Source organism: Providencia sp. PROV268, assembly GCF_028477805.1.
GTDB lineage: Bacteria > Pseudomonadota > Gammaproteobacteria > Enterobacterales > Enterobacteriaceae > Providencia > Providencia stuartii.
Genome location: NZ_JAMPLW010000001.1, coordinates 34,981 through 50,558 on the forward strand (window position 1 = coordinate 34,981; position 15,578 = coordinate 50,558).

17 protein-coding genes are annotated in these 15,578 nt (G+C 43.8%); 13 read left to right on the forward strand and 4 right to left on the reverse strand.

The window, feature by feature from the left end; all coding sequences use genetic code 11:
* Nucleotides 1–20 precede the first annotated feature (20 nt).
* The gene (gene cheY, locus PR699_RS00170) at nt 21–413 is read left to right on the forward strand and encodes a chemotaxis response regulator CheY (protein WP_004918582.1); all 393 of its coding nucleotides are present in this window, start codon (nt 21–23) and stop codon (nt 411–413) included.
* Nucleotides 414–437: 24 nt separating this feature from the next.
* The gene (locus tag PR699_RS00175; RefSeq protein ID WP_004918584.1) at nt 438–1,076 is read left to right on the forward strand and encodes a protein phosphatase CheZ; all 639 of its coding nucleotides are present in this window, start codon (nt 438–440) and stop codon (nt 1,074–1,076) included.
* Between the two features lie 84 nt (nt 1,077–1,160).
* Here PR699_RS00175 and PR699_RS00180 read toward each other — a convergent pair whose 3' ends face one another.
* Nucleotides 1,161–1,718, reverse strand: a complete 558-nt coding sequence (locus PR699_RS00180) for a hypothetical protein (protein ID WP_014658056.1) — start codon at nt 1,716–1,718, stop codon at nt 1,161–1,163.
* Between the two features lie 304 nt (nt 1,719–2,022).
* Between PR699_RS00180 and flhB the strand changes: the two genes are divergently transcribed.
* Together flhB and flhA are read left to right on the forward strand one after the other, a co-directional pair.
* Nucleotides 2,023–3,174: a flagellar biosynthesis protein FlhB gene (gene flhB / locus PR699_RS00185; RefSeq protein ID WP_004918591.1), complete on the forward strand. Its 1,152-nt coding sequence runs from the start codon at nt 2,023–2,025 to the stop codon at nt 3,172–3,174.
* Entirely contained in the window at nt 3,167–5,263 is a 2,097-nt protein-coding gene (gene flhA / locus PR699_RS00190) for a flagellar biosynthesis protein FlhA (RefSeq protein ID WP_014658057.1), read from the forward strand. The genes flhB and flhA overlap by 8 nt, the downstream gene beginning before the upstream one ends.
* A gap of 811 nt (nt 5,264–6,074) precedes the next feature.
* Here flhA and PR699_RS00195 read toward each other — a convergent pair.
* The 3 genes from PR699_RS00195 to flgA form a co-directional block, all read right to left on the reverse strand.
* Nucleotides 6,075–6,515: a flagella synthesis protein FlgN gene (locus tag PR699_RS00195; RefSeq protein WP_169342339.1), complete on the reverse strand. Its 441-nt coding sequence runs from the start codon at nt 6,513–6,515 to the stop codon at nt 6,075–6,077.
* A 10-nt stretch (nt 6,516–6,525) separates the two neighbouring features.
* Nucleotides 6,526–6,828, reverse strand: coding sequence for a flagellar biosynthesis anti-sigma factor FlgM (gene flgM, locus PR699_RS00200; RefSeq protein WP_004918599.1), 303 nt, complete (start codon nt 6,826–6,828; stop codon nt 6,526–6,528).
* A gap of 173 nt (nt 6,829–7,001) precedes the next feature.
* On the reverse strand, nt 7,002–7,658 hold the full coding sequence (flgA, locus tag PR699_RS00205; RefSeq protein WP_004918600.1) for a flagellar basal body P-ring formation chaperone FlgA: 657 nt from the start codon (nt 7,656–7,658) through the stop codon (nt 7,002–7,004).
* Between the two features lie 276 nt (nt 7,659–7,934).
* On the opposite strand from flgA, the gene flgB reads away from it, so the two are divergent.
* The 9 genes from flgB (at nt 7,935) to flgJ (ending at nt 15,416) form a co-directional block, all read left to right on the forward strand.
* Nucleotides 7,935–8,348: a flagellar basal body rod protein FlgB gene (flgB, locus tag PR699_RS00210; protein ID WP_004918603.1), complete on the forward strand. Its 414-nt coding sequence runs from the start codon at nt 7,935–7,937 to the stop codon at nt 8,346–8,348.
* Between the two features lie 5 nt (nt 8,349–8,353).
* Complete coding sequence (gene flgC, locus PR699_RS00215; protein ID WP_004918605.1) at nt 8,354–8,758, forward strand: flagellar basal body rod protein FlgC; 405 nt, start codon at nt 8,354–8,356, stop codon at nt 8,756–8,758.
* A 12-nt stretch (nt 8,759–8,770) separates the two neighbouring features.
* Nucleotides 8,771–9,610 carry a flagellar hook assembly protein FlgD gene (locus PR699_RS00220; RefSeq protein ID WP_014658058.1) on the forward strand — a complete coding sequence of 280 codons (840 nt, stop codon included), beginning with the start codon at nt 8,771–8,773 and terminating at the stop codon, nt 9,608–9,610.
* A 30-nt stretch (nt 9,611–9,640) separates the two neighbouring features.
* The gene (flgE, locus tag PR699_RS00225; protein ID WP_004918608.1) at nt 9,641–10,861 is read left to right on the forward strand and encodes a flagellar hook protein FlgE; all 1,221 of its coding nucleotides are present in this window, start codon (nt 9,641–9,643) and stop codon (nt 10,859–10,861) included.
* A gap of 15 nt (nt 10,862–10,876) precedes the next feature.
* Nucleotides 10,877–11,632: a flagellar basal body rod protein FlgF gene (locus PR699_RS00230; RefSeq protein WP_014658059.1), complete on the forward strand. Its 756-nt coding sequence runs from the start codon at nt 10,877–10,879 to the stop codon at nt 11,630–11,632.
* A 19-nt stretch (nt 11,633–11,651) separates the two neighbouring features.
* On the forward strand, nt 11,652–12,434 hold the full coding sequence (gene flgG, locus PR699_RS00235) for a flagellar basal-body rod protein FlgG (RefSeq protein WP_004918612.1): 783 nt from the start codon (nt 11,652–11,654) through the stop codon (nt 12,432–12,434).
* A gap of 89 nt (nt 12,435–12,523) precedes the next feature.
* Nucleotides 12,524–13,291 carry a flagellar basal body L-ring protein FlgH gene (locus PR699_RS00240; protein ID WP_004918615.1) on the forward strand — a complete coding sequence of 256 codons (768 nt, stop codon included), beginning with the start codon at nt 12,524–12,526 and terminating at the stop codon, nt 13,289–13,291.
* Nucleotides 13,292–13,332: 41 nt separating this feature from the next.
* Complete coding sequence (locus tag PR699_RS00245) at nt 13,333–14,436, forward strand: flagellar basal body P-ring protein FlgI (protein WP_014658061.1); 1,104 nt, start codon at nt 13,333–13,335, stop codon at nt 14,434–14,436.
* On the forward strand, nt 14,436–15,416 hold the full coding sequence (flgJ, locus tag PR699_RS00250; protein ID WP_004918619.1) for a flagellar assembly peptidoglycan hydrolase FlgJ: 981 nt from the start codon (nt 14,436–14,438) through the stop codon (nt 15,414–15,416). The genes PR699_RS00245 and flgJ overlap by 1 nt, the downstream gene beginning before the upstream one ends.
* Nucleotides 15,417–15,578: the final 162 nt, after the last annotated feature.

Below are 15,578 nucleotides of genomic sequence, written 5' to 3' on the forward strand. Positions count from 1 at the left end.
GTATTTTTGAAGGAGTGGTTATGGCCGCTAAAGATCTCAGTTTTTTGGTTGTTGATGATTTTTCCACAATGAGACGTATTGTCCGTAACTTATTAAAAGAACTTGGTTTTAATAAAATAGAAGAAGCAGAAGATGGCGTTGATGCATTAGAAAAAATTCGTGCGGGCCATATCGATTTCGTCGTAGCAGATTGGAACATGCCAAACATGGATGGTTTAGAACTACTGAAAACGATCCGTGGCGACGAAGCGTTGAAGCACATTCCTGTTTTGATGGTAACGGCAGAAGCGAAAAAAGAAAATATCATTGCGGCGGCACAAGCGGGCGCGAGTGGTTATGTCGTGAAGCCATTTACCGCGGCTATATTGGAAGAGAAACTGAATAAAGTCTTTGAAAAAATGGGATTGCAATAAACGAACCTGTAAAAGGAGAGTGTGATGACAGAGCAAATAGTAACGACGAGCAATCCTACAGGTAATGAAGATTTAAAACAGGTCATTACGCGGATTGGCACCTTGATGAGAACGCTACGCGAAAGTATGCGTGAACTCGGTTTAGAAAAAAGTGTTCAGCAGGCGGTGGCTAGCATTCCTGATGGTAAAGATCGTTTGCGTTATATCGCCCAAATGACGGCTCAAGCGGCAGAAAAAACCCTAAACGGTATTGATATAATCAAGCCACTTCAAGTAGAAATGCATGATGAGGCAATCAAACTACAACAGCAATGGGAAGGGGTGAATACGAATCAAATCACACCTGAACTCCATCAATCAACCCATGCTTTTTTGGGGCGTGTGATTAATGACAGCTGTACGACGAAAGCCGAGTTGCTTGAAATTATGATGGCTCAGGATTTTCAAGATTTAACTGGGCAAGTGATTAAAAAAATGATGGAAGTGGTTGAAGAGGCAGAAAAACAGCTGTTGGCACTGCTTATGGAAAATACGCCACCAGAGATGCGAGTGAAGCAACAAAATGACAGTTTGCTAAATGGCCCGCAAATTAACAAGGAAGGTGTCAATGTGATGGCATCACAATCACAAGTTGATGATTTATTAGACGAGCTAGGTTTTTAAATCTTTGTTGAAGTTCCCCCCTTGCCAAAAAGCAGGGGGTCAAGAGCGAATTGCAAATTAATCGGTGTAATAAGGCGGTGATGCTCAGTCATGCTGATAGACATCAATGATTCTCCCCCCAAATACTTTGGTAAATTGTTGAATAAACGCATCACTCATATCCCAGCTATGAAAGCTAAAACCAAGCTCGCCAAATGCCCAGGTTGGGTCATAATGCCAGTCGCCAATTGGCGCACGATAATCACAATTAACACATGACAAATCATGCGGATTACCTTCATACCATGCAGTTACAGCATCGCTCCAATCTTCACTTTGGTTGCTTTGTTCGTTTTTACAAACAGGGCAGTAGATACCAAGACCATTTCCACCTGCATGAAATACGGTACGTTGAGTGGTAATGGTGAGATAGTTTTTTAATATATGTTCCGGTAACTGAGTGGGCACAATTTTGTCATCAATAATATAGAGGATAGGCTGTTTATACTCAGGGGTGGGGCGATATATCACCTCATCATCTTCTATGAGTTGGTAATCAGGGTCGATAATCCCTTGTTGCTTGAGCCAGTTCAGCATGCGTTCCGCTTCTTTTTCTGCATTCTCTGATGAAACATCTGGGGCGACGAGATGACAACTATCCATATATTTATGACCTTTAAGCTAAAGAGTGGGTAGGTAGCTTACCCTTTGAAATTACCTAACAAAATAGGATTTAGTGTATTTATTTCTGACTCATTCTCAGGGAAAAATAGCCTATCTTTTCCCCTACCGCCACCTCGGCGTGGTGTTATTACTAGGCGTTACGTAACGGTTCGCAAAACGGATGTCATCTTACTCAATTGGCAAATAACCCTTGTGAACTTCGTCTATTTTCTTGCATTGATTTTTTTACACTCTGTCATGCTATAGCACAAACTTCTAATCTGCTGACGAGCAAGGAAACGGCGTGTCCGACGAAAGTGATGTAGAAAAAACAGAAGAACCCACGCCCCATAAAAAACAGAAGGCGAAAGATGATGGGCAGATAGTTCGCTCAAAAGAACTCAGTTCACTCATGATGATGTTAGCAGGGGTCAGTCTCCTGTGGCTCAGTGGTGGGCATCTTGCTGATGAACTACGGCAAATTTTTCGTCAAGGTTTTATTTTCGATGGGCATTACATACAAAACACCTTGTTAATGGTGAGCTACTTTGGGCGCATGGTGGGCGAAGCATTATTTGCTTTATTACCTGTTATTGGTGGATTGGCGTTAGTTGGGATCTCTGCATCGTCGCTGGTTGGAGGGTTATTATTTAATAGCAAATTAATTAAATTTGATTTGAAAAAACTTAATCCTATCAGTGGATTAAAACGAATTTTTTCGATGAATGCGCTTTCTGAATTATTTAAAGCCATTTTGAAATCGCTCTTTGTCGGGCTAGGGGCAGCTATTTTTCTCTGGCAAAACTGGTCATCACTTTTGCATCTTGTGACTGAATCTCCCGTAACCGCTTTAGGGAATGCAATGCATAAAGTGATTTTTGCTGGATACCTAATCGTATTTTTGCTGATCCCAATGGTGGCATTTGATGTTTTTTATCAATTTCGTTCACATTTGAAGAAATTACGCATGAGTCGCCAAGAAATTAAAGATGAGTTTAAACAACAAGAAGGTGACCCTCAGATAAAAGCCAAAATCCGCCAACAGCAGCGTGCAATTGCGCGGAATCGTATGATGGCTGATGTACCTCAAGCGGATGTGATAGTGACGAACCCAACTCATTATGCGGTTGCACTGAAATATGATGATAAACGTATGGGAGCACCGAAAGTGCTCGCTAAAGGCGCAGGCGTGATAGCTCAACGCATTAAAGAAATTGGCCAAGAACATCGAATTTTACAATTAGAAGCTCCCCCATTAGCGCGTGCACTGTATCGCCATGCCGAAATCGGGCAAAGCATTCCTGTAGCGCTATATGCTGCGGTGGCAGAAGTTTTAGCATGGGTTTACCAGCTACGTCGCTGGCGGCGTGAGGGTGGATTAAAACCAAGAAAACCGAAAAATTTACCAGTGCCACCGGCGCTGGATTTTGCTGGAGAAAACAATCGCGATGGCTAATTTGGCTGCATTATTAAAATTGCCTAAAAACTTACAGGGAACGCAATGGCAAATTCTTGCTGGGCCTGTTCTCATCTTACTGATCTTGTCGATGATGGTACTGCCATTACCGGCTTTTATCTTAGATTTACTGTTTACCTTTAATATCGCTTTATCGATCATGGTGCTATTAGTGGCAATGTTCACTAAGCGTACCCTTGATTTTGCAGCCTTCCCAACCATTTTGCTGTTTGCCACACTATTACGTCTATCACTAAATATTGCGTCAACGCGCATTATTCTGCTGGAGGGGCATACTGGGCCTGATGCGGCTGGGCGTGTTGTTGAAGCCTTTGGTCACTTTTTGGTGGGGGGAAACTTTGCCATAGGGATAGTGGTTTTCATCATTTTAGTGTTAATTAACTTTATGGTGATCACCAAAGGTGCGGGGCGTATTGCCGAAGTAGGCGCACGCTTTGTCCTTGATGGTATGCCAGGTAAACAGATGGCAATTGATGCGGACTTAAATGCTGGCATTATCAATGATGATGAAGCCAAAAAGCGCCGTGCTGAAGTGACCCAAGAAGCTGATTTTTATGGCTCAATGGATGGTGCAAGTAAATTTGTGCGTGGGGATGCCATCGCGGGGATCATGATTATGGTGATCAACGTTGTCGGTGGGCTAATTATTGGTGTTGGTCAACATAATATGACATTGGGCGATGCCACGAGTGCATATACTTTGCTAACGATTGGTGATGGCTTAGTCGCTCAGATCCCAGCTTTGATTATCTCAACGGCGGCAGGGGTGATTGTGACCAGAGTCGCAACCGATGAAGATGTCGGTGAGCAGATGGTCACTCAGCTATTTAATAACCCACGGGTGATGTGGCTAAGTGCCGGTGTGTTGGGGTTAATCGGTTTAATCCCAGGTATGCCAAACTTTGTATTTTTACTGTTTACTGCCGCATTAGCAGGGCTAGGCTGGTATTTGGTTCGCAAAGCTAAACAGCCAGAAAGTCAGACAGATGATGGGCAAATGAAACAGTTCCAAGAGGCAAATAAGGTCGTTGAAGCCACTTGGGATGATGTTCAGCTTGAAGATTTACTTGCCATGGAGGTGGGCTATCGCTTAATTCCACTGGTAGATAATGACCAACAAGGTGAATTACTTGGACGAATTCGTGGCTTACGCAAGAAATTTGCGCAAGAGGTAGGTTACTTGCCACCTGTAGTGCATATTTGTGACAACTTAGAGTTAGCGCCTTGTGAATATCGTATCCTTATTAAAGGTGCGGTTGTCGGACATGGTGAAGCGCAACCAGGAAGAAGCTTGGCGATTGACCCAGGTAATGCCGCAGGTACGCTACCCGGAGATGCAACCAAAGAGCCTGCCTTTGGCCTACCTGCCGTTTGGATTGATGATGATTTGCGTGAACAAGCGCAAATCCAAGGGTATACCGTGGTTTCAGCAAGCACTGCCGTTGCTACGCACTTTAATCAGATCTTGCTACAAAACTCGAGCACATTGTTTGGTCGCCAAGAAGCACAAATGCTTTATGACCGAGTGAAGAAAGAGATGCCGAAGCTGGCTGATGATTTAATACCGGATACCATTTCTTTGACCACATTGCATCGGGTATTACAGAATCTATTAATGGAAGATGTTGTGATCCGTGATATGCGCACAATCATCGAAACACTTGCAGAAATGGCGGGTGAAAATGGTGAGCAAAAAGATACGGATTATCTAACATCACAGGTACGTATCGCATTAGGGCGGGCAATCACTCAGCAATGGTTCGGCAATGCGGATGAAATACAAGTCATTGGTCTAGATGCGGGGCTTGAGCAGATTTTATTACAAGCGGCCAAAAATGGTGGTGGCTTAGAGCCAAACCTTGCGCAATTTATTCAGACGCAAGCCGAAGAGGCCGTGAAGCACCAAGAGGCGATGGGCGCACCGACGGTATTATTGGTCAATCATGGACTACGTTTGATCTTATCTCGCTTTTTACGCAGAAGCTTACCTGAACTGGTGGTAATGTCGAATCTTGAGCTAAACGATCGCCGGAAAATTCGCATGACATCGATGATCAGTGGTAACTAAGTTGCTGAGTATAGGAATGAGGTTTTATCGCTTTTGCCGTAAGAAGCGCTTTTTATCATGCACAAGCAAAGCGTCAACGCATTCCTGATACGGATATCAAAGCAGTTGTTATACAACTGCTTTGATGCATAAGAGAGCGGGTTATCTTTTTTAACTTAACGTTTTGGGCGATTTAATAGCATAGTGGAGGCATGAAACGCTTAATTCACACTTTTTTGTGGTTATTACGTTATTTTGCATAAAATTGCAGAAGTAACAGTTAAAGTCTCACCTTATGGGCGATGTCGCAAGAAGCGCTTTTTATCATGCACAAGCAAAGTGTCAACGCATTCCTGATACGGATATCAAAGCAGTCGTTATACAACTGCTTTGATGGCATAAGAGAGCGGGTTATCTTTTTTAACTTAACGTTTTGGGCGATTTAATAGCGTAGTGGAAGCATGAAACGCTTAATTCACACTTTTCTGTGGTTATTGCGCTTTTGGGCTTAAAATGACAGGAATAAAAATCAGAGCCTCATCTTGTTTGAGTGCTAAATTGCCTTGGTAATAAAACTACGCTAGCACTTCATTAAGGTTACAAAAGGCAGGCTGATATTGGATAGCGCTAGCTAATCATTTCGTATAACGGTCACCTATGTTCACTTAATGCGATAGTGGATATAGGTGACCACTTTTCTTTTATAGACATAAAAATGGCGTGATTTATTTAGTCGAAAAACAAGAGAAGATAAAGAGTATATTCAATATGGCTTACAAGCGCATGACTGCACGTTACCGAACAGAACGGTGATCTTGTTTATCACCGTCGCCTAAATAGAAATTTTCTTACCTAATACTGGACGCTTTTCTTCTAAACCGTCTGCACCATAAGTGGATTGGTTATTATGTTTTTTGACAAAAGCAAGACGCTGGTTATTCAGTTCAATATGTAACTGCAACATTTGGTGGTTACGGTAATTTAACTCTTTTAATGTTGTTGTCAGCGCTTTGATTTCACCCCACAGGCTATGAAGCGCAGGGTTTTCATCGTAGGGCGCCACAATTCCCATTTCTTGCTCAAGGCGTAGACGATGTGTTTCACCATGTCCAATAGCGGCAACCAAATAACGCTTTTGCTCGGTGGCTTCTTGAAACGGTGATGGGGGAACACGATGGTAGCCTAACAGTAACTCCTCATTTTTCATCACTATTTGCAGTGATTGTAAATGAGTGAGCTGTTGTTCTAGCAACGTCAACAAATCATCATTCATATTCATTGTCTTACTTCATTGATAGCATGAATTCATGGGCATCACGTAAAATACCGTCGGCAACTTTCTCGGTATTCATTTGCAATGTACCATCTTTAATGGCCTGTTTAATTCGTTCAACTTTTTCACTGTTGATATCACTGGCTTGAGGTTGCAATAACTTCTTTTTTAGTTCACTTGGTGAAAAAGTACTTTCTTTAACGGATTCAGTCGCTGATACTTTTTTCTCACGAAGGGGCGCCGTGGGATCCTGTGGGTCACGGTTTGTCACTTGCGTTAGCGCTGAAATTGCAGATGTTTGCTCGATAGCCATAGTGTTTTTCCTGTTCCAGTATTTTTATAAATGGAATATCGGCGTTAATTACCAATTCTTTAATCTAATGCTTATCTTTAAGACTATTCTAATACTTGAGAATGATAATGATACCCTTTGATATGAGTAGGCGCATAATATCGATTATCTTATTGAGTCTCAATCAAAATTCGCTACTTTAGCGCTACCCGCACACTGCCATTTTCTAAGGCTTCTCCATTAACAACCTGACCGTTGATTAATCGAACACGCGTGTTTTCCCCGGTGGCGGCATTGTTGATGGCTCGTCCTTCATATTTAACCGAAAAATTATGGCCATTTGCAAAGACATAAACGTTTTGTCCTGCTTTAACGGCCCAAGGTCGACGCATCATAGATTGTGTCAATGTTTGACCTGCATTGATATCACGCAATGCGATGCTGCCGCGTATTGCCACTTTATCGGTGGCAGCCCCTGTAGGTAGCTTATGGAGTAACCCCTTTTGGGTGCCAATATCGACAAATTCAATTTTTTCCCCACGAGCGATATTACGTGTTGCCACATAATACTGTCCGGTGACATTAACAGTTAACTGAATAAACTGTTTTTTCTTACCGCATTGCACCGGTAATGAAACATTTCCCATATTACGACTACCGACAGGAGGAAGAATTTGGGGCTTTTCACAACTAGGCCAACGTTCTATAGGTGTTTTTATCTCAATAGAGACTTGATTCGGCTTGGTGTGTATTTTACGAAAATAGTTATTAATGTCTTGCGGTAAAGAGGCTTGCGCTGTTGTCGTTAGTAAAATTAACGAGCCAAATAGCGTTGTATGAAAACCATTCATTGAGTTGCCTCCTCATCAAAAGATACTTTTCTAATTGCTCGCAGTTTACGCATCTCATCAATAATGAATGGGCCAAATAGGTCAATAATTTTGCCTTTATCTTGCCATTAGATTTTTTGTTATACGGCTAATATAAGCGCGTCGAATTTTAAATTTCAGCGTTTTCTGCATTGCTATTCTTTGAAAATTACAGTTAGCGAATGGCGTGACGCATTGGTGCTTATTTTATCGTGATAACGATAAGAGAGAGATAAGCAAAATTTATTGGGGTTGAACATGATTGATAAATTAAATGCCACATTTGCTTTTCAGCAACAGGCGTTATCAATACGCGAGGCAAGGCAAACTATTTTGGCTGCAAATATTGCTAATGCGGATACACCGGGGTATCAGGCGCGTGATATTGATTTTAGCCGCCAGTTACAGCAAGCCATGAAAAATGGCGTTGTAAAAGGTAAAGGCGTTGCTTTGGCGGTGACATCAAAAGGCCATATCGAAGGTCGAAACATGAAACAGCCCGAATTGGATCTTAAATATCGTGTTCCATATCAAACCTCAATGGACGGTAATACCGTCGATATGGATATAGAGCGCAGTCAATTCGCAGATAACACATTGAAGTACCAAGCAGATCTCACTTTTATTAATAGCCGCGTCAAAAGTATGTTGGCCGTGTTACAGCAGGGGTAATAAAAATGGCGTTACTCAGTATTTTTGATATTTCAGCATCTGCACTGACCGCGCAATCACAGCGTCTTAACGTGAGCGCTAGCAATATGGCGAACGCGGAAAGTGTTGTAGGCCCTGATGGCGAACCGTTTCGTGCTAAACAGGTAGTTTTCCAAATGACGCCCCAAGGCCGTAATGGCGTTGGCGGTGTTCGTGTGAGCCAGTTGATTGAAGATCCCACGCCACCACGTATGGAATACAAACCCGGTCACCCATTGGCGGATGAGAAGGGGTACGTGCGTATGCCTAACGTCGATATGGTCGGTGAAATGATCAATACCATTTCGGCATCGCGTAGCTACCAAGCAAACTTAGAAGTGATGAATACAGCTAAAACGCTGCTTCAGAAAACCTTAACCATAGGCCAGTAACGAGGAAGCTAAATGGGCATAGCAGCCACCATGTATGACTCTTTGGATAACACCACAGCAGGCCCAGAGCCGCTGAAAAGTAATATTCCAAATAAAAATAAGAGTCAAACGGATGATATGCGTGACACGTTTTTAAAAATGATTGTAACGCAGATGCAAAATCAAGACCCCACTAAGCCGATGGAAAACGCAGAGTTGACCAGCCAACTTGCACAAATCGCGACCCTTGAAAGTATGAATAAGCTGAGTGATAAAGTCAGCGGAATTTCAAGCCAAATTGGTTCTGGTCAATCATTGCAAGCGACTCAATTGGTCGGAAAAGGGGTTTTGATACCGCGTAATGAAATCGTTCTTGCGCCATTAAAAACGCAAAATGACAGTGATAATACGGCTATTTCTAAACCAACAAATCCATTACCTGATGATGAAACTAGCCGTGCGTTGTCCGCAGCCAATGACAATGGCGGAGATGATGATGTATCCCAAGGGGATTATATTTCATCGCCGTTTGGTTTCTTCCTTCCCAAAATGGCTGACAGCGTTGAGATCACGATACGCGATAAAAATAGAGCCATTATTCGTACCATCTCTTACGACACAGAAGTGAAACCTGACATTTATGACATGTCGTGGGATGGGCGCGATGACAATGGAAAACTCGTTGCTGATACGAACAGCAAATACTTCTTTGATGTAAGGGCTGTCAGTAACGGCGCAGAAATTGAAGTCACCAAATTGGGATATACCCGAGTTAATGGTGTCACGCCGGGTACAGATGCTCCTTTATTGGATGTTGGTATAGGACAAAGTGTGCCGCTTAGCAGCATTTTTAAAGTCTATCCATCATCTTAATTTTATTTCCCCAACCGTCATGGAGAAAACATGTCTTTTTCACAAGCAGTTAGTGGCTTAAATGCTGCCTCAGCGGGGCTTGATTCGATTGGTAATAATATTGCCAACTCCGCAACTAATGGTTTTAAAGGTGCAACCACCTCTTTTGCCGATATGTTTGCCGGTTCAGGTGTAGGTCTGGGGGTTAACGTTGCCGCGGTAACCCAAAACTTTAAAGATGGCCCAATCACTCGTACTGACAGACCGACGGATGTGGCCATTTCAGGAAATGGTTTTTTCCGTGTGCAAGACCAAAACGGTGATATTTTTTATAGCCGTGATGGGCAATTTATTCGCGATAAAAGCGGCAACCTCGTCAACAACCAAGGAATGACGGTGACAGGTTATCCGGCTGGTTTGGATGAGAATGGTAATGTGGTCGTTCAAAGTGGTGGTGTTCCTCAAGGGCTAAATATCCCAACAGATATGATGGATGCTCAAGCCTCTGATTTGGCAAAACTGACTATCAACCTGAATTCTGAAGACAAAGTTAAATCCAAACCTTTTGATATCAATAACCCAGATGATACTGGCAGCTATAACTTCAGTACCACCATGACCGCATTTGATAGCCAAGGTAATACCCATGAAATCTCCGTTTACTTTGTCAAAACAGACGATAACAAATGGACGGCTTATGCAAAAGATGCTGGCGATAAAGTGGCTAAGAAATTAGGAGATATGGAGTTTGATGGAAATGGCCGCCTAAATAGCCCAACTAATGCCGTTTTTGCGTTTGATTATCAAGGTCTAAATGGTGCCAATAACGGTACGTTGCAGATTGACCTAAATAAAACACGCCAGCAAAAAGTCAGCGAATCATCGGTGAGTGCGATTGATGTTAACGGTTATCCGGCAGGTGAGTACACCAATTTCAAAGTCGAAGATAACGGCTTGATCGTGGCGAATTACTCAAACCAACAAAAACGTGTTGTTGGGCAAGTGGCACTTTCAGCATTCGCTAACCCGAATGGCTTAGTATCACAAGGTGGTAACGTTTGGGCACCGTCTAATGCCTCTGGTAACCCGATGGATGGCGTACCGGGCGTCGGTCAATTCGGTAAGCTAACGAGCGGTGCGCTGGAATCTTCCAACGTAGATATGAGCCAAGAGCTGATCAACATGATTGTGATGCAACGTAACTACCAATCGAACGCACAGACGATCAAAACCCAAGATCAGATGCTGCAAACGATGGTTAACTTACGCTAAGTGTAGAGGGTGGCTATGGATCATGTCATTTATACCGCAATGGGAGGCGCACGACATGCGCTTGAAAACCAAGCGATTGTTTCTAATAACATTGCGAATGTTTCCACATCGGGTTTTAAAGCGCAATTAGCGGCGATGCGGGCTGTTCCTATTCATGGAGATAGCCAGCAAACACGAACGTTGGTGGTTGCTTCAACGCCCGGAGCGGATATGAGCCAAGGGCCGCTCAACTATACGGGTAGGCCAATGGATGTGGCATTAAACGACAAACACTTTCTAGCCGTTGAACTTGCAGATGGTAGTGAAGCTTATACCCGTAACGGTAACATTCAAATTTCACCTGACGGTGAATTGGTGATTGGTGAGCGCCGTCTACAAGGAGATGGTGGCCCGATCAATGTGCCGCCGAATGCGGAACTGACCATCGGTGAAGATGGCACAGTGACGGCCTTATTGGCGACCGACCCGCCAACAATGTTAGGGCAGATAGGGCGCTTAAAAGTGGTTGAAGCTCAGCCGCAAGATTTAATTCGCGGTGAAGATGGCTTATTTCATCTATCACCACAAGCCGCGGCGGCGAATGGTAATGGGCTTGCACAAAGTGAGCGAGCTTCCGTGACATCTGGGGTGATTGAAGGCAGCAATGTCAATGCCGCAGAAGCGATGGTGTCGATGATTGCCAACGCTAGGTATTTTGAAATGCAGATGAAAGTGGTTCGTAGTGCCGATGAAAATGCACAAAAAGCCAACCAACTGCTTGCCGTTAGCTAATTTTCAGTAAGGAATAACGATGATCCGTTCATTATGGATTGCTAAAACTGGGCTTGATACCCAACAAACCAACCTTGATGTTATTTCCAACAACTTGGCAAACGTCAGTACAAATGGTTTCAAACGTCAACGTGCAGTATTTGAAGATTTACTGTATCAAAATATTCGTCAACCGGGGGCAATGAGCTCTGAGCAGACCTCTTTACCATCAGGTTTACAACTGGGTACAGGGTCACGCCCTGTGGCGACAATGCGTATTCATAGCCAAGGTGCGTTGAATAAAACCGGAAACACCACCGACATTGCTATCAAAGGACAAGGTTTCCTACATGTGCAGTTGCCCGATGGTACGGATGCATATACACGCGACGGTGCTTTGCAGCCAAACCAAGATGGTCAGCTAGTCACTTCGAGTGGTTACCAAATCGTACCTGCCATCACCATCCCTGATAATGCCAATAGCCTCACCATCGCACGTGATGGTACGGTCTCAATCACGGTCTATGGGGATAACCAACCACAGCAAATTGGGCAAATTACGCTAACAACATTTATTAATGATGCGGGCTTGGAAAGTATGGGTGAGAACCTGTACATGGAAACCGCTAGCTCAGGAGCGCCAAATGAAAGCGCGCCGGGCACGAATGGTGCTGGTTTGCTGTATCAGCATATGCTTGAAACCTCGAACGTCAATGTGGCTGAGGAATTGGTGAATATGATCCAAACCCAACGCGCCTATGAAATTAACAGTAAAGCGGTTTCAGCTTCCGACCAGATGCTACAACGCTTAACGCAACTGTAATTTGATGGCATAACGCGCGGCCTGATCCCAAATGACAATTTGCTCGAGAAGGTAAGTTGTCATTTGGTGATAACTAGGCATTTGATGTGATGATAAAACAGACACAGCAGCAAAAGAGTACCATGATGACGAAAAACGGTTTTACCCCTGAAATTAAGGGCGATTCATTCTTTTCACCGAGTAAGGTTTTGGTGATTGCTTTGGTATTAGCCACAAGTGGTTGTGCTTATGTCAAACCTCGTCCTCTGGTGGATACTCAAACAAGTGCGTTACCGACAGCACCCACAGCCCCCGCACCCAATGGCGCTATTTTTCAAAGTGCTCAGCCCGCCTATTACGGCTACCAACCACTGTTTGAAGATAGGCGACCTCGCAATGTAGGCGATATTTTAACCATTAATTTGCAAGAGAATGTGAGCGCCAGTAAGAACTCATCCGCGAATGCAAATCGCAGCGGTAAAACGGGGTTCTTAGCCGCAATCTTGCCTGGTTTTATGCAAGGTTGGCTGGGCGGCAGTAATACAGAGCTGGATGTGAAAGGCAGTAGTGATTTTTCAGGGAAAGGCGGAGCCAATGCCAACAATACCTTTAGAGGCACCATAACCGTCACGGTCGATCAACTCTTAGCTAACGGTAACTTGCATGTAGTGGGCGAAAAACGGATAGCGATTAATCAAGGAACGGAGTCGATTCGTTTTTCGGGCGTGGTAAACCCTCGCACAATAGGCGCAGATAACAATGTCAGCTCCACACAAGTGGCGGATGCGCGTATTGAATATGTTGGTGATGGTTATATTAATGAATCGCAAACCATGGGCTGGTTGCAACGCTTTTTCTTAAACGTTTCGCCTTATTAATTTAGGTAGAAATTGAGCTGTAAACCCATAGAGATAATCGAATGAATAAATTAGTGACTCTTCTGCTAACGCTGCTTTGTCTATTTGCTACATCAGCATATAGCGAACGTATCAAGGATTTGACAACAGTGCAGGGTGTACGTGACAACGCGTTAATTGGTTATGGATTGGTAGTAGGGCTGGATGGCACCGGTGACCAAACCATGCAAACACCCTTTACCACTCAAAGCTTGAGCAATATGTTATCTCAAATGGGGATCACCGTGCCACCTGGCACTAACATGCAGTTGAAAAACGTGGCAGCCGTGATGGTTACCGCGAAATTACCGCCTTTTGCTCGCTCAGGACAAGCCGTGGATGTGGTGGTCTCCTCGATGGGGAATGCGAAAAGCTTACGAGGTGGTACTTTGCTAATGACCCCACTTAAAGGCGTTGATGGGCAGGTTTATGCCATGGCACAAGGCAACATTTTAGTTGGTGGAGCTGGCGCGAGTGCGGGGGGAAGTAGTATTAAAGTCAATCAATTAGCTGGTGGGCGGATCACTGGAGGGGCGACCATTGAGCGTGAGCTACCTACTAGCTTTGGTCAAAATGGCATTATTAACTTACAACTGAACGATGATAGCTTCACATTAGCGCAAGATATTAGTGATGCAATTAACCGATTACGTGGTGCAGGCACCGCAACACCATTAGATTCACGCACAGTTCAGCTACGTGTGCCAATGAACAATAGTGATCAGGTGCGTTTTCTTGCACAAATTCAAGAATTGAATGTACGTACGCCAATTGCCGAAGCCAAAGTGATCTTAAATTCGCGAACAGGCTCAGTTGTGATCAATCGCAGTGTAACATTAGAAAGCTGTGCGGTAGCACACGGCAGTTTATCGGTGATGGTAGAGAGGCAAACTCAGGTCAGTCAGCCGAACACGCCTTTTGCAGGCGGGCAAACCGTTGTTACCCGTAATACGAATATTGGGGTGAGGGAGCAAGGCGGCGCATTACAAAAAGTCAATGCCAGCGTACAACTTAATCAAGTGATACAAGCACTTAATACTTTAGGGGCGACGCCAACCGACTTAATGTCGATTTTACAGGCCATGGAAAGCGCTGGATGCTTGCGCGCTAAGCTGGAGATCATCTGATGAATGATATGCAATTAATGCAAGGTGCCGCATTTGATTTGCAGTCGCTCAGCCATTTAAAGCGTGAATTAACTGATTCGCCAGATAAAGGGTTGCGTCAAGTCACCCAGCAATTAGAAGCGACGTTTGTACAAATGATGTTAAAAAGCATGCGTGATGCACTACCGCAAGATGGTCTTTTTTCTTCCGATCAGACGCGTATGCTAACCAGTATGTATGATCAGCAAATTGCGCAAGACCTGTCACAAAAAGGGTTAGGCTTTGGTGAAATGATGTATCAGCAGCTAACTCAAATGCAAGGTGATACATCTTCAGAAGACGTACCAGTGAAGCCCTTTAACATGGATGATCGATTGATAGACTCTCTACCTAATCAAGCAATGGCGCAGATTGTCCGTCGTTTTGCTCCGTTAGGAGATGCTCTATCGTCATCCATGCAGAAGGTCAAATCCCTCTCTTTAAATAGTCAAAATTTTATTAGTCGACTAATAGAGCCTGCAAAAGTTGCCAGCCAGAAAAGTGGTATATCGCACCTTTTGGTCCTTGCTCAGGCGGCATTAGAAAGTGGTTGGGGGCGTCGAGAAATTTTAACGGCGGAAGGCAAAACTAGCCATAACCTGTTTGGTATTAAAGCGGGTAAAAGTTGGCAAGGGCCAGTAACCAATATTATGACAACGGAAGTGATTAATGGCAAAAGCATCAAAATGCGAGACGATTTCCGTGTGTATGGCTCATATGAAGAAGCGATAGCCGATTACATTAATTTATTGACTGAGAACCCACGCTATCGTGATGTTAAACACGCGCAATCCCCTGAGGTAGCAGCACGTCGCTTACACCAAGCAGGTTATGCGACAGACCCTAATTATGCCGATAAATTAATTACGCTGATCAATCAAATTCGTGGCTATCAGACGGCAGACAAAGCGGCGTCACGAGCGGTTCAAGCCTATACCGTCGATCTGAGTGATATTTTTTAAATTTTCATCTTGAAAGGTGCCGTAAACACTAAACATTTGCGGCATCTTTCCGATAACTAACTATATTCGTCATATTTCAAGTGACAGCACGATTGATGATGCTTATTGGTGCTGCAAGGATACAGTGATTTGTTACCTAACTGCACCTCGAATTATTTGAAA